This is a genomic window from Flammeovirga sp. AWQ4_249 (assembly GCF_056161045.1).
This window is the reverse complement of record NZ_JBSWYJ010000030.1, coordinates 1-15,404: the sequence shown is the minus strand read 5'-3', so window position 1 is coordinate 15,404 and position 15,404 is coordinate 1. Positions and strand designations below refer to the sequence as shown.

Genomic DNA, 15,404 nt, shown 5'->3' with positions numbered 1-15,404 from the left:
CCATAATAAGAAAAATATTACTCTTGTTTGTAGCCTGTTTTGAAACAGTGTTTACATTATTTTTCTTATGCTCAATGTTTTTGAGTAGTGCTTTCTATTATATCATTAGAATTTTGACTTGGCCCTTTCGTTTTATTGACAATGCTTACAAGCATTTTTCCCAAAAAAATAAGCCCAAAAAAGGGCTTTACAGAGATACAAACTAGTTCAATTTTTTATAATTGAATTTCATAGATATCTAAATACTTTGATTTTGAAACTCCACCAGGATTTAAGCCGGGCTCACCTTCAGGAATTTTGTAGTTCAATTCTTTAAAGTAATCTACCCATATTGGAAAAAACTCACCAGTATCGGGATCTTTGTAAGTCATAGGATAAAGTTTGAATACTTCCTGATTATTATTTGCCTCTTTGTAAGTTTCATAAATAAGTTCAGAGCAATAATATTGGTCATTTTCAATATCAAATACATCATCATAACTCTTTCCTAAATATTGGAATGCATTTTTTGCTGCTTTTGGTGCCAAAGCTTGGTGTTCAGATTTCATTCTTCCAACTAAGGTCCCACCGCTCGCTGTTTTCTTTGCAAAGAAATCATCAAATGACGTTTTAACCACGCCTTTTCCCACTGCTTCAATGATAAATAGTGAATCATTTTCATTCACTACTAAGGCACAATGAGAAAAGTTTTTTCCATTAACACCAGAGGTCACTTTATCGATAGATTCACAAAAAGGACCACAATCCACATCTTGAAATACTATATCTCCTTCCTTTAAATCTTGAATTGAAAAAGGCTTTTTTTCATTGGAGCATGATGCGATCACAAAAAGTGTAAGTATATAATATAGTTTTTTCATGTTTTTCTAGTTTTCGATGCAAAAGAAAGCATTAGAAAATCCTAAACAAAAAAACACTCATCTTTTCAGACAAGTGTTCTCTATATTCATCTAATTAAAGTTTACTTTGTCCATTTCATGAATGGGTAAACTCCATTGGTGCCTCTTGATAATTGCTTACCACCTTCGACTTTTTCAGTTCCTGCAAGGCTATTTAGACCTGCTTTGTTTTGGATATGGTAAGCTCCTTTTCTCTTTTTAGGTTTGATACCTTGATCTGCATCAGTTTGAATTCTACTTGATGCTACTGTGGTAGTTTTGTAGTTTTTTCGAATGTTTTTCTTGTTCTTGATTGGATTATTGTCCGCAAAAGAAGTCAATGAAAAACTAGAAAATAAGACAGCAATGCCGATTAATTTTTTAGTGAATGACATAGTTTAATGATGTTTATATGTGATAAGTACGTGTTTTAAGTTAGTATACTAAATATATGGTGTTTATGTTACACTTAAAAGTGTAATGATCGTTAATATTAAAAGAAATATTTTTTGTATTCTCATCTATAAAAAACGCGTTCATTACTTTATTATCAATCCCAAAAATAGAATTCAACTTTCTTTAAAATGATTGTAATGAAATGTATTTTTTAATAAAATTTTCGAATTCAAGTGTTCGAATATGGACAATTTAAAGGAATCAATTTTTCTTTTCCCGAAACTCTATTTATTTTCAGAAAATAAATTTTACTAACCATACTACGATGAGTAAGCCACTAGGGAAAATTCTTGTTATTGATGATAATGAAGACATCTTGCTAGCCGCAAAAATGCTTTTAAAAAAACATGCTGATTTAGTTCAAGTCGAAAGTAATCCTGGAAAGATTCCATTTTTACTGAAGAATGACGCTTATGATGTAATTCTTTTGGATATGAATTTCACAAAAGATACGACAAGTGGAAAAGAGGGCTTTCATTGGTTAGAGCAAATCCTTGAGATTGATCCAAACGCAGTTATCGTAATGATTACCGCTTATGGAGATGTAGAAACGGCCGTAAATGCTGTAAAACAAGGAGCAACAGACTTTGTATTAAAGCCTTGGAACAACGAAAAACTGATTGCTACACTTACTTCAGCAGTAAGATTGAGAAAATCTTATGATCAAGTAAAATCATTAACAGAAGAAAATACACAATTATCGACAGCACTTAATAAATCTGGAAGTGGAGAAGGAATTGTAATAGGGGACAGCCCAGCCATGAAAAAGGTTTTCGCTTTAATTAGCAAAGTGGCAAAAACGGACGCCAATATCTTAATATTAGGAGAAAACGGTACGGGTAAGGAAGTCATTGCTCGTGCAGTTCATGAACAATCTTTACGCTCTGATAAAGTGTTTATAGGTGTGGATATGGGTTCAATTTCTGAGACTTTATTCCAATCAGAACTTTTTGGTCATAAAAAAGGAGCCTTTACTGATGCAAGAGAGGATCGAGCAGGTCGTTTTGAAATTGCAAATAAAGGAACATTATTCTTAGATGAAATTGGTAACCTTCCGATGACATTACAGTCTAAATTGTTGACGGTTTTACAGAAAAGAGAAGTGACGCGAGTAGGAGATAACAGACCGATCAATATTGATATCAGATTAGTTTGTGCAACCAATATGCCTGTGTATGAAATGGTGGAAAATAAAGAATTCCGTCAAGATTTATTATACAGAATTAATACTGTGGAAATTCATCTACCTCCGTTGAGAGATAGAATTGAAGATATCCCATTATTAGTCGCTCATTTCTTAGAAATTTACGCTAAAAAATACCGTCGTGGCCCATTAAAAGTGGCAAATGCGACAATGAAAAAGCTTCAAAAGTATTATTGGCCGGGTAACGTTCGTGAACTTCAACATGCATTAGAACGTGCCGTAATTATGGCAGATAGTGATAAATTACAACCAACAGATTTTACATTTTTAGTAGAAAAAAATAAAGAAGAAGAGGAATTTGATCTCTCTGAATTTGATTTGGATACGGTGGAGAAAATGATGATTCAGAAGGCGGTCAGCAAATATTCTGGCAACATTTCTAAAGCAGCCAAATCATTGGGCTTAACTAGAGCCTCTTTGTATAGAAGACTAGAAAAGCATGGTTTATAAACAATTCAAACTTCAAGTATCCCTTAGAGTATTTTTAATTGTACTAACATCAATTGCCCTTAGCTTTTTTGTCCTAAAGGAATATTGGGCAACTACGCTCTTTATTTTAGGACTCTTATCTTATCAGGTGTTTCTCTTAATCCAAAAATTAAGTGGAATTGCTTTTGAAATGAAAAAGTTCTTAGACGCAATCAATTATGATGACTTTACACAAACATTCTCTGTAAATACCAGTGGCGATATTCAAAATGAACTCAATAAATCTCTTTCTCAAGCATTAAATCGTTTCAAAGAAATACGGTCTAACAGGGAATCAGATTTAATGTTTTATAAAAGTATATCACAACATATTGATTCTGGTTTAATTGCCTTTGACCCTTCAGGAAAAGTTATTTTTTCAAATTTAATGACCAAGAGAATTTTTTCTGATATCAAAACAAGTAGTTTAGCCAATTTCAAATCACATTACCCTGAAATCTATGACATCTTCACCAATGAAGAAGATATAGAAACGTACTATTGTGATGTAAAAAGTAAGTATGGTATTGAGAAACTCTTAATTCAGAAAATGACAGTCTATGTTAAGGGAGAAGTCATTACCATATTTAATATCACAAGGGTACAAGAAGAGTTGGAAGCTGTAGAAATTACGGCTTGGGAATCATTAATTACAGTACTGACGCATGAAGTTTTGAATGCTATTGCTCCAATTTCATCCATAAGTGATACCGTACATTCTGAGGTGAAATATTTGAAAGAAAACCTAGAGGAAAATGGAGAAACTCCTTCTGTGGAGGATTTTGAAGATCTTCTTTTAGGCTTAAATTCAATTCAGCAACGAAGTAAAGATATGTCTCAACTTACGCAAGGATTTAGGGAAATGGCTCATTTGAGAGAAAGTGAATCCAAACATATTAATCTTAGTGAGCTTTGTAAAGAGATTTTATTTCAAGCAGAATCTTCGTATCAGCACCGTGGAATTGAATTGCAGTTGAAAATAAAAGTGGAAGGACTAATGGTAACTACCGATCCTCATCAATTGAATGAAGTAATTCAACATATCATTTCTAATGCAGTAGAAGCTATTGGTGAAAGAAATGATGGCCAAATCAAATTGATCTGTAAACAGGATGATCTTACCAATAGACCAATTCTTAAGATTATTGATAATGGTGTAGGTATAGATGAAGAAGCTTTGAACCGTATTTTTGTTCCTTTCTTCACTACTAAAAAAGGCCATAATGGAATAGGGTTAAGTATTTCTAGACAAATTCTAAGGAACAATAATGCTAGACTTACTGTAAAAAGTGAGGTTGATCACGGTAGTGAATTTACAATTTGGTTTTAAAGATAAATACACATGAAGGTAGCTTGGTATACTCAACAAGGAAAAGCAGAAGACGTTCTTAAAGTTGGGGAGATCGATGAGATTGAGCCGAAAAAAGGAGAAGTTCAGATAAAAATTTCTTTATCAGGTATTAATCCTGGTGAAATTTCGAAAAGAATAGCAAGATTTGGTGGAAGTATGCCATATCCTAAAGTAATACCTCATAGTGATGGAAGTGGTGTAGTTACAAAAATAGGAGAGGGTGTCAGTACTTATTGGCTAGGAAAAAAAGTCATGTGTTTTGGTGCTCAATCTTATCGTGCATTTGGCACTGCTGCTGAGTATTGTTGTGTTCCAGATTCACACATTGTTGAACTCTCTGAAAATGTAGATTTACAACAGGCTGCTCAAATGGGTATTCCTGCCATTACAGGACATTATTGTATTTATAAAGCGGGAAATCCGTCTGGTAAAACTATTTTAGTGAGTGGTGGAGCAGGCGCCGTAGGACAATGTGCAATTCATTTTGCGAAAAAAGGAGGAGCAAAAGTGATTGCGACCGTAAGAAGTCAAGAAGACAAAGAAATTGCTTTAAATGCTGGAGCAGATGAAGTGATTAATGTTGGTGATGACCAAATTGACTGCTTGAACTTTTATGAAAATACCGTTGATCATATTGTAGAAGTTGCTTTTAAAGCAAATCTTGAAACGAACATAAAATTATTAAAAGTTGGAGGTAGTATTGCGACTTATGCAACAGATAAAGCAGATCCTACTTTACCGTTTTGGCAGCTCGTATTCGATAATATTTCAGTACATTTTATGGGAAGTGATGATTTCCCATTGAAAGCAAAACAAATTGCAATGAAAGATGCAGCTGATTCTCTAGAAAATGGATGGAAAGGGTTAGCTATCTATAAAGTCTATCCTTTAGAAGAAATAGCGGAAGCACATAATAATGTTAAATTTAAACGGACGAAGGAAAGAGTCTTGTTAAGTTTATAAATAAAAAAATCCCAAGTTTTGATGAGAACTTGGGATTTTTTTTAGTGTTGTCTTCTGATCACTGGATCTAAATTTTGGAGTACTTTATTTTTAAGTTTTACATCCAGTTTATTTTTCTCTAAATAAGTATTAGTCCAATCAATGACTTGCTGTTCACTTCTTACCCCAATAGAATTTTTCAAGTAATTATAGGGGAAGAAGATATCACCTGTTTTTTGAATTTCAGGAAGTAAAGCTAAAGTAGCTCTTGTATATTTTAAAGAGTTTTTCGCATTTAGAGGATGGTTTAATAGGTATAAAGCATTCTCTACCCAAGGTTCATTCCCTCTATTTTCTACTTTTTTAAGGCTTTCAAAAAAGTCATCTTTTACAAGGTCATCATCACTGGTACAAGGGAGAATATAGGCCAAATATTCTTTATAATATTTAGAAGAAATCATCTCTTCTACTCTTTTCACTTTAGTAGAATCTTGAATATACCCTTCCAATCTTATTTTCATCAATAAGTTGATCCTCTCTCTATCATTTAGGTTAGGATTAGAGAACTTAGAATAAAGGAAATTTTCAAGAAAACTTATTTGATTAGGTTGGTGCCTTAAATTGCTAATCGCTTTAAAATAGAAGGATTGAATAGACTTTTCAGATGACTTCTGGATCTTATTTTTAAACTTATAGAAATACTCCGTACTAATATTATTTTGTGTTTGTTCAGATAAATGATACCAATAGATTTCATTATACTGACTCAATAATTGATTTTTAATCAATAAGTTATCTTCTTTGAGAATTCTTTGGAGTAGAAAATTACCTAATTCTTTTGCATTGTTCTTTTGATGTAAAAAGTTTTCCCAAAGTGTACTGTATGCAATTGCTTTTTCAGTCTCATTATACGTATCAATATGCTCTTGAATCTCCTTAATTAAAGCCTTAGACAGTTCAAAATAGCCGTAGTTTTTACCACTTTGATCTATAGGGAAATCACCTTCTTTTTGAGGGATTAAGAGTTGATTTTTATCTAAATCAACTCGATTATTATTAATAGTAATAATTTGTGATTTAGAATGATCAGAAGTTGAAATCACTAATTGATCTTTTTGACGCTCTAATTGGTAATGAGGCATTCCTGCATTTTTCACCCACAAGTTTGCCCAATTTTTTAAATCGACTTTGGATGTGGTAGAAATAACCTGGATTAGATCATCAAACGTGGCATTACTATAGGCATATTTATTTAGATAAACCTGTAATGATTTTCTCAAATTTTCTTCACCAACAATCAATTCTAATTGAGCCATTACAACGGGAGCTTTACAATAAATAATAGCTCCATATAATGTACCTGCTAAATTTAAATTATCTAATTCCTGTTGGATAGGATGTGTTCCTGCTGTTCGGTCAACTACATATGCTCTATATTGATGTGACAAATAGAATTGTAAATCATGGTTGATTTCAGGATATGAAGGAGTGATAATTTTTGCGGCCATGAAATTTGCAAAAACCTCTTTTAGCCAAACATCATCAAACCATTTCATGGTCACTAAATCACCAAACCACATATGAGCCACTTCATGTGCAATAAGTTGAGCACGACGAAGTTTTTCTGCAGGGCCTGCATTCTCGTCCAAAATCAATGAAGAAGCTCGATATTGTATTGCTCCAACATGTTCCATTCCACCGTATTGAAAAGGAGGAATTAATGCAAAATCAAGCTTATGAAATGGTAATGGTATTTGTGTATATTCCTCAAGCCATTGAATTGACTTAGCATGTAGGTCAAAAATCTGAGCTTCATTTTTTTTGATTTTTTCATCTTCTTCCAAGTGAAGCATGGTATATTTTCGACCGTCAACGGTTTTTTCTATCTTCTTAAATGCCCCTGCTACAAATGAAAAAAGGTAAGTAGAAATAGGTTTTGTCTGCCCAAAAGTAATTACTTTTCTACCTGTGTCAGTAGGTTTAGTAGTACCATATTCACCGGCAATTGCATGCCAATCTTCAGGCATACTAAGACTCAAAATGTATTTAGCTTTTAGGTCAGGTTGATCAAAACAAGGAAAAAGAGTTCTTGCTCTATCTGGCACAAGAAGGGTATACATGTACTCCTCTTTTCTATTGAGTGATTGATCGCCTGCAATAAATTGGAATGAAATATTATTTTTTCCTTCAATTAACGCATCAGCAGGTATGACAATATGTTCCTGTTCATACTGATAGGAGGAAGGTTGATTATTGACGATAAGATTTTTTAAAGAAGTAGAATCGCTTTTAAAGTCTAATATTAATGGAGATGAAGTATCTTTTATTTCCACCTTAATATGTAAAGCAGCTTGTATGCGTTCTTCTTTATGAAGTGGTAGTTCGAAATGTAAATTGTAGCTTAAATCTGATAAATTCTTAAATCGATGCTCTGCTAATTCTTTCGAAACCCCGGTTCTTAATGGTATTTCATTAGAAGAATTACAAGAAGTCATCATAATCAATAAGCCTAAAAAAAAGATGAAGAATTTATCCATTCCTAACAATTATAAAATTAAACCAACATTGAAAGATACATTATTGTAATTAATTTTATCTAAATCATTAAAAATATAATTGTATTTTAAGCTTGCAAAAATGGAAACACTAGGAAAAAGTTCTGTTAAAACACCCAATTCTGGTGCTCCTCCAAAACTCCATTCTTGTTTAGAAATTGTTCGTTTAGTACTTCCTACATCATAAGTTTGAATGATAATGCCATGTGATTGATGATATAATCCAGCACCTAAACCAATGAAGGGCTTTAGATATCTATTTTTTATAAATGTATACCTTGCAGAGAATAAAATAGGAATAGATTTGACATTGGTCATTTGATCTTTATTCATAATACTTTTCCCTTCCGCCGGTAATGGTAATGGCATTGGGCGAATAACTTCCACAAAATCATCCTCTTTAGAAAAATGATATCCTAAAGAAAGTCCTAGTGAAAAAGGAGAATTTTTAAACTGATGTTGCCACTCAACTTGAAAACCATTTAAGTTGAGGTATCGGATATCACTTACTCCTTGAGAATTAGAATAAGAGACCAAAAAGTGATTTTCTTGTGCTTTGCTCTTTGTAAAAAATAGAGAAAGTATTGAAAAAGTTAATAAGGTTAATTTAGTAAAGTTCATTTTGTTGATTTAGACTTATTTATAACATCGTTAAACGTTTTTACAAAGATATATTAAATATTATTAAAACAATAAAATATCTTAAAATATTTATATTTAATCTTATTGTGAATATTTATTCAATTTTTTGTCACAAAAAAGAAGCGTAGCTTGTTATGCTGATGTCAAACGAATTTTTATAAATTCGCACTGAAATAACATAATATCGATATAGAATGACAAAGAAGTTAGAGCACTTAGTACATAAAATACGTTCACAAGCTAAAAAATATAAAGACCGTGATGCCGTTAGATTTCGTGTTGCAGATGAAATCTGGGAAAGCATCTCATGGACTGACTTTTCACAAGAAATTGACAATTTGTCTTTAAGTTTACTGTCTACAGGTATTGGAGTACAAGACAAAGTGGGTATTTATGCCCAAAATATGCCTAATTGGACAATTGCAGACTTTGCTGCTCAGCAGATTAGAGCTGTAAGTGTATCTATCTATGCAACAAGTACATCAAAGCAAGCGGCTTACATTATTAATGATGCTCAAATCAAAGTTCTTTTTGTTGGAGATCAAGAGCAATATGATAATGCAGCTGAAATTGCGGACCAATGTCCATCATTGGAATGGATTGTTACTATGAAATCAAGTATCCATAGAAGAGGCCATAAATTAGGTATTCTTTGGGATGATTTCTTAGAAAAAGGATCTAAAGAACAAGAGCCAGAGTTATTAAAAAGAGTTGAAGAAGCATCTTTAACGGATTTAATGACATTAATATATACTTCAGGAACTACAGGTGAACCAAAGGGTGTGATGATGGATTATCACAATTTCGGTCGTCAATTTGAAGCACATGACAATTTTATAGAATTTTCTGATAAAGATGTCAACTTAAGCTTCTTGCCACTTTCTCACGTTTTTGAGAGAGCATGGTCAACGTATGTATTGTATACGGGGGGTATCAACTGCTATCTTGAAGATACAAAGTTGATCAAAGAAGCACTTATTGAAGTGAAACCTAATGTAATGTGTGCGGTTCCTCGTTTCTATGAAAAAATTTACTCTACAATTCACGAAAAAGTAGGTAAAGCTTCTCCAACAATGCAAAAATTATTCAATTGGGCTGTTGGTGTTGGGAAGAAAAACCTACATATGAAGTGGAAAGGTGAAAAGCCATCTGTATTTGCAAAAATGCAATTCAATATGGCCAACAAGTTAGTATTATCGAAATTCCAGAAACTAATGGGAGGTAATATTAAATTTATGCCTGCTGGAGGAGCTAAATTAGATCCAGAAATTGGTGAATTCTTCCATGCTATTGGTATTCCTGTTGTACTAGGTTATGGATTAACCGAAACAGCTGCAACAGTTACTGCATGGCATATTAATGATACATTTGATGTGAATACTGTAGGCTCACAGATGTCAGGTGTAGAAGTGAAAATCGGAGAAAATGATGAGATTCTTGTAAAAGGAGATGTTGTCATGAAAGGTTATTATAACAAACCGGAAGAAACGGCTAAAGTGTTTACTGAAGATGGATTTTTCAGAACAGGTGACGCTGGCGAATTTGATGAAAAAGGTAATTTGCTCATTACGGATAGAATCAAAGAGTTGATGAAAACTTCAAATGGTAAGTACATTGCTCCTCAAGTCGTAGAAGGTAAAATCGGTAAAGATCATTTCGTAGAACAAATTGCAATTATCGCAGATGGGAAAAACTTTGTTTCTGCTTTAATCGTTCCTACTTATGAAAACCTCGAAGAATATGCAAAAGAGCATAGTATTACTTTCAATTCTCGCGAAGAACTTCTTAAGGATCATGATATCATCAAGATGTATGAGAAAAGAGTAGAAATGTTACAACATGATCTAGCTCCTTTTGAGAAAGTGAAAAAATTCACATTGTTGCCTCAAGAATTTTCGATGGAAAAAGGTGAAATGACACCAACATTAAAATTGAAAAGAAAAACAATCAACGAGAATTATAAATCTGAGATTGAAGGAATGTATAAGAAGTAATCAATACATTCTTATAATAAAATTAGCCCACTTAATCCTAAAAATTAAGTGGGCTTTATTTTTATTGAGCTGGAGCAGTCGTCACAGCATAATTTGAGTTCCCTTGTTGTTGTATATACCAAACTCCATTACAAACATGATAGGTAACTCCATTGACAATTTCAGTTTTAGTACCTTCAGGTAAAGCATTGACAACAGCTCCTTGAGGAGCAGCGATTACAGTATACCCTTTTCCATTTGCTTGATAATAGTTTCCAGCATAATAGTAGTACGTATTCCCTTTCACGATCAATGTTACATTCTCTTTAGGCAATTTATCAATTGTTGAACCAATGGGTGCCGCTACTACCTTATAACTTCCGCTGGATTGTTTTTCATAATAAACTCCATTATCACAATAATAATCTTGTTTTTGATTATTTTCATCAATGGCATGCACCACAACTGCTGTAGCTGCAATTGTAGCAACAGTTGCTCCAACAGGATGCCAATAAGGTCCCCACATGGGAGCTCCAACATATACAGGTCCATGATGAACGTAAATTGGTCCAGAATGCACAACAGTTGGACCTGTGTGCACTACAGTGGCACCATGATAATTATAATGTGGGTAAGCTCTAGTTACGGTAGTTCTTCTATAAACTTGTGCATTAGCAAAGTGAGTCATAGAGAACGCTATTAGAACAAGAAAGATAAACTTTTTCATCTGTATAAAGTATAATTGTTTTTTATACTAATACGGGTTAAGTCAAAGGATAAATAAGGGGATTAACATCACTTTACCAAAGAAGAAGATTTTAATCAAAGTTTGAAATAGATAAGTCATTTTTTGAAATGAAACATTATAATGGTATTTTTTTAGAGAAAATTAGAGGATAGATTACAAAAATCATTCGTTAACTATAGTGTTAATTATCGAAATTACTGTATTTTTATACAAAAGAATTGAAAACTATCTATTTAAAACACCATTCTAAAGTATAATAAGAAAATATATTATAAGAATTGAACCTTTTACACAATGAAAGAATTTATTATAAAATTATTAGTTTCTGCAGTAGCAGTGTGGGCATGTGCTGGCTTTTTTCAGTGGTTAATTCCTTCTTCTGGTGTTGGAGTAACTAATTATGGTACTGCTATTTGGGCAGCATTAGCCATTGGATTTATGAATGCACTCGTTAAGCCAATCCTTACATTATTAACTTTGCCTATTACCATATTAACATTAGGATTATTCTTATTAGTAATCAATGCTTTAATGTTTTATTTCGCTGGAGAGTTAATAGATGGTTTTAGCACAGGAACATTATTTATGTCATTCCTTTTCTCTTTAGTTTATTCAACGATAGTTACATTCTTGGATAGTGCTTTAGGAGTTAAAAGAGACTAATAATAACATAGATGAGAGATGCCCTTCAATTGTAAACAGTTGAAGGGTATTTTTTTATGAATACATTTCAATTACGTCTAATTGTATTTTTTTTAGAGAAAGCATTTCATTTTAAAATCTTTTTTTTAATTTAGTTATAGGACTAAATAATACTATATAATGAACTACTCACCGTTAATTTTTTTCTCTCTGCTGATATTTGGAGCTTGTCAAAAGCAACAACCTAATACTTCTAAAAGGACATCAAATCAAGTTATTATTACAGGTGTTTCTACGATGCCGAATGTACGTTTTGAAATCTATGATATTGAAGAAAATCCATTGATCATTGAGGATAAACATTATGTATCACAAACAAATAATGAAGGTGATTTCTTAGTGAAATTAGATATTGATCATCTTGCTAGAATACGATTTTCTATTAGTGATAAAGAAATAGATTTATTGGCAACTCCAGGTGATTCTATAAATATTGATTTAGTTCAAGATTATTTCTTTTTTAATGGCGATGGAGGAGATCGAAATAATTTCTTGCAGTCTATTCTTCATGATAATTTTAGTGTTGAAAAGTTTAAATCCACTTATTTAAATAAGGAAACACATTTATCGTTATATACTATAAAGTTGAGCCAACTCTTTGCTTTAAGAGAAAAAAAGATGAAAAAGGCGAAGTTGAAAAAAGAATTTACGGATTACTTTTTAGCAGAGGAATCGGTTATTCATGATCAACTTTTAGAGGAACGTCTAGCTTTGGAAGAAGATCATGTTCATGTACCTGAGGAATATAAAAAAGTACATACATTAGAACATGTACTTAACGATAAAAATATATATGCTTTCGACTATATCAAAAAAGTAAGAAGTATGATGTATCAAAGTATTCCAAGTATCCGACAACAATTCCCAGAAATGAAAATGAAGGATGCTCAATTACACTTTATCTCTGATTCATTAACAGGAAAAACAAAAGAGTATGTTTTAGCACAATGGATCTATACAAGATTGACATTCAATAATTACGATTCTACAGCAATCCATAATTTTTACGCAATAGCCAAAGAAAAATTGCCCTTACATACTGTAGAAGAAGCAATCGAACAATATAATTATAAACAGTCTCTTTTAGGAAAAGCACTACCAAAATACTTTAATGAAACGGTACTATTAACGAAAGAAAATAAGGAAGTTAAATTAGAAAAAGTAATTAAAGAACTAGAAGGAAAAGTAGTTTATCTAAATATTTGGTCAAAGAGTTGTTCATCATGTAAAGAAGCACAACCTTATTTGGCGAACCTTAAACCAAAATTAGCAGAAGAAAATACAGTAATTCTAAATCTTTCTGTTGACGATGAGTGGGAAGATGTAAAACAGTTTTATTCCGATCTAGATCATCATTATTTACTCAAGAATGGAACAGATGCTGAACTTTTAAAAACATTAAAAATCAATTGGATGCCAAATTATATGGTTATTGATACAAAAGGAAAGTTGGGCGAATTGTATGCGAAATGGCCGAAGAAATTAATGGAAGAGAGTACGGTAGAATATTTCTCGAATTATACTGACGGAGATATTGAGAGTTTATAATTTCTGACAAAAATGAAAAAGGCGAAAGCATCAATTTAGTATGCTTTCGCCTTTTTTTAATAGAAAAAATAATACTTATACCAGCCAAAAAATTCTCTAAACAAAGAATAAGGATCTCTCCATTCAAAGAAGTCACAATGTACGCCATAAACATGAGGTATTCCAACTTGACGTAATGCTAATTTACATCTTGTAATATGAAAATACTGACTGATGACAATAACTTCTTTCTCATTAGGGAAGTCTCTATGAAAGTTTAATGCTGTCGCTCGTGTATTAATTCCTTCGTCATCAATGAAAATATCTTTTCTTTTAACTCCTTTTTGGATTAAATAATTCGCCATTTCAGTTCCTTCATAATACCCCTCTTTACCGAGACCACCACTAACATATATTTTTTGGATTTGATGATTTTGATAAAGAGCTAACCCTTTATCTACACGTGCTTTTAATCTTGATGAAAGTGTACCATCTTCATTGACTTTTGATCCTAAAATGACCGCGAATCTTGCTTTTTCAGTATCATCATTTAATCCATCATAAATGATATATAATTCTTGGCATAGAAAATATAGTAAACCTAGTATCGTTAGTTGTATTAGTCGTTTCTTCATTGCTTTTAAGTAATCATTTTTTTAAGGAGTGAGCATAGTTCAATTTAATATTATAATTTGAAATGCTTACTAAACCCATGATTTTAAGTTGTGTTTTAATTTCACTTCCTGGATTTCATCATAAGTAAGATTGGTTCTTGTTTTATAGGCTTTTAAGCCATCATTGTATTCTCGCACTTCAATATTCCAATCATATACAATTGATATAAAGTTATTAATGGTATTATTTTTTAATTGACTATCAATATAAAAAGCTTTATTAATTGGCAGGCCTTCTTTTAGATAAAAAGTGATATTACTGTATGTTTTAGAGGGGTGAAAACCGTGTTTTCCTCCAATACTTATATTATCAGGGTTAAAAAAGTGATTTTCGCTGAGAGGTAATTTTTCCCAACTAAATCCAAAACTTCCATGATTATTGATATGTATTGCAATCTTCTCTATAGATTGTAGAGAAATCTCCTTATCATTTATTGATAAATAATTGTCATCAAAATTTATTGAGCCAATGACTTTATTTTCCTCTTTAATTTGATCATTGAATCTGACTTTTGTTGCAATAAAAACGATTAACGGTATTAATGCTAACATTCCAATACTTAATACTAAACCTTTATATATTTCATCAGTAAAATATCGGTATGTACCCAAAAAAAGAGATAGTAGAAAAACAGAACCAAATATGATCAAACTGCTGTCGATTTTTATCTCATCACTTTTTATTTTTCTAATAATAGTGCGATTCAATTCAATTGTTTGCATAAAGTAATCTTCTAAATTATTGAGGAACTGCATCAATAAATGCTCTTTGAACATCTAACCAAAATGATTCATTTTGATCTACTGATTGGTTGGAATGATCTTGAACTAATTTATTCAATAATTTAGAGAAATTTTCAGCCCAAAATGGTAATTCTTCAATGGCATTCAGTTTATCTTGTAGTTGCTGAATGTCTCTTTGTTTGATGGCTTGATATAGGTCTTGAACTAAAGGTTCCATACTTTCTTTTGACAATTAATAATGCAAATAAAGGTATTATTCAGTTTGTCTAAAAGAAAAAAGCTACCTTTCACTAAGAAATAGGAAAGGTAGCTCTGAATGTATAATTACAATTGCAAATTATGCAATACTAATTTTCATTGTTACTTCACCAAGGTTGTTGGCTACTTCTTCCGCTTTATCATTGATACATAATTCTAATTCACCTTCTAAACCAGCAGGGATTGTTGCATAGTTACCGATGAAGAATTTAGTGTCACCCACTTTACCGATCAATGCACCTACTTTTTCGTTGGCTAATACATATTCCTCTGTAGCAAGTT

15 protein-coding genes are annotated in these 15,404 nt (G+C 32.0%); 6 read left to right on the top strand and 9 right to left on the bottom strand.

Annotated features, from left to right (window positions below):
- Positions 1-215: 215 nt before the first annotated feature.
- Positions 216-860: a YiiX/YebB-like N1pC/P60 family cysteine hydrolase gene (locus ACXAHM_RS18780; protein ID WP_474963078.1), complete on the bottom strand. Its 645-nt coding sequence runs from the start codon at positions 858-860 to the stop codon at positions 216-218.
- Between the two features lie 101 nt (positions 861-961).
- Positions 962-1,273, bottom strand: coding sequence for a hypothetical protein (locus ACXAHM_RS18775; RefSeq protein WP_474963075.1), 312 nt, complete (start codon positions 1,271-1,273; stop codon positions 962-964).
- A 326-nt stretch (positions 1,274-1,599) separates the two neighbouring features.
- Between ACXAHM_RS18775 and ACXAHM_RS18770 the strand changes: the two genes are divergently transcribed.
- The 3 genes from ACXAHM_RS18770 (at position 1,600) to ACXAHM_RS18760 (ending at position 5,320) form a co-directional block, all read left to right on the top strand.
- Positions 1,600-2,988 (top strand): sigma-54-dependent transcriptional regulator, encoded by a 1,389-nt coding sequence (locus ACXAHM_RS18770; RefSeq protein WP_474963072.1) that lies wholly within the window; start codon positions 1,600-1,602, stop codon positions 2,986-2,988.
- A 169-nt stretch (positions 2,989-3,157) separates the two neighbouring features.
- Positions 3,158-4,336: a sensor histidine kinase gene (locus ACXAHM_RS18765; protein WP_474963070.1), complete on the top strand. Its 1,179-nt coding sequence runs from the start codon at positions 3,158-3,160 to the stop codon at positions 4,334-4,336.
- Positions 4,337-4,348: 12 nt separating this feature from the next.
- Positions 4,349-5,320, top strand: a complete 972-nt coding sequence (locus tag ACXAHM_RS18760; protein ID WP_474963068.1) for an NADPH:quinone reductase — start codon at positions 4,349-4,351, stop codon at positions 5,318-5,320.
- A 41-nt stretch (positions 5,321-5,361) separates the two neighbouring features.
- On the opposite strand, the gene ACXAHM_RS18755 is transcribed toward ACXAHM_RS18760, so the two are convergent.
- Positions 5,362-7,836, bottom strand: coding sequence for a M1 family metallopeptidase (locus ACXAHM_RS18755; protein WP_474963066.1), 2,475 nt, complete (start codon positions 7,834-7,836; stop codon positions 5,362-5,364).
- Positions 7,837-7,845: 9 nt separating this feature from the next.
- Positions 7,846-8,475: a hypothetical protein gene (locus ACXAHM_RS18750; RefSeq protein WP_474963064.1), complete on the bottom strand. Its 630-nt coding sequence runs from the start codon at positions 8,473-8,475 to the stop codon at positions 7,846-7,848.
- 215 nt (positions 8,476-8,690) lie between these two features.
- On the opposite strand from ACXAHM_RS18750, the gene ACXAHM_RS18745 reads away from it, so the two are divergent.
- Entirely contained in the window at positions 8,691-10,490 is a 1,800-nt protein-coding gene (locus tag ACXAHM_RS18745; protein ID WP_474963062.1) for an AMP-dependent synthetase/ligase, read from the top strand.
- Between the two features lie 61 nt (positions 10,491-10,551).
- On the opposite strand, the gene ACXAHM_RS18740 is transcribed toward ACXAHM_RS18745, so the two are convergent.
- Positions 10,552-11,157, bottom strand: coding sequence for a DUF6515 family protein (locus tag ACXAHM_RS18740; RefSeq protein ID WP_474963060.1), 606 nt, complete (start codon positions 11,155-11,157; stop codon positions 10,552-10,554).
- 354 nt (positions 11,158-11,511) lie between these two features.
- On the opposite strand from ACXAHM_RS18740, the gene ACXAHM_RS18735 reads away from it, so the two are divergent.
- A complete protein-coding gene (locus ACXAHM_RS18735) occupies positions 11,512-11,880 on the top strand; it encodes a phage holin family protein (protein ID WP_474963058.1) in 369 nt (122 codons plus the stop codon).
- Positions 11,881-12,039: 159 nt separating this feature from the next.
- Entirely contained in the window at positions 12,040-13,467 is a 1,428-nt protein-coding gene (locus tag ACXAHM_RS18730; RefSeq protein ID WP_474963056.1) for a TlpA family protein disulfide reductase, read from the top strand.
- Positions 13,468-13,523: 56 nt separating this feature from the next.
- On the opposite strand, the gene ACXAHM_RS18725 is transcribed toward ACXAHM_RS18730, so the two are convergent.
- The 4 genes from ACXAHM_RS18725 to ACXAHM_RS18710 form a co-directional block, all read right to left on the bottom strand.
- A complete protein-coding gene (locus ACXAHM_RS18725; RefSeq protein ID WP_474963054.1) occupies positions 13,524-14,081 on the bottom strand; it encodes a YdcF family protein in 558 nt (185 codons plus the stop codon).
- A 69-nt stretch (positions 14,082-14,150) separates the two neighbouring features.
- Complete coding sequence (locus tag ACXAHM_RS18720; protein ID WP_474963052.1) at positions 14,151-14,843, bottom strand: hypothetical protein; 693 nt, start codon at positions 14,841-14,843, stop codon at positions 14,151-14,153.
- Between the two features lie 16 nt (positions 14,844-14,859).
- Positions 14,860-15,081 (bottom strand): hypothetical protein, encoded by a 222-nt coding sequence (locus tag ACXAHM_RS18715; RefSeq protein WP_474963050.1) that lies wholly within the window; start codon positions 15,079-15,081, stop codon positions 14,860-14,862.
- A 120-nt stretch (positions 15,082-15,201) separates the two neighbouring features.
- A partial coding sequence (locus ACXAHM_RS18710) for a hypothetical protein (protein WP_474963048.1) occupies positions 15,202-15,404 on the bottom strand: 203 nt, incomplete at its 5' end.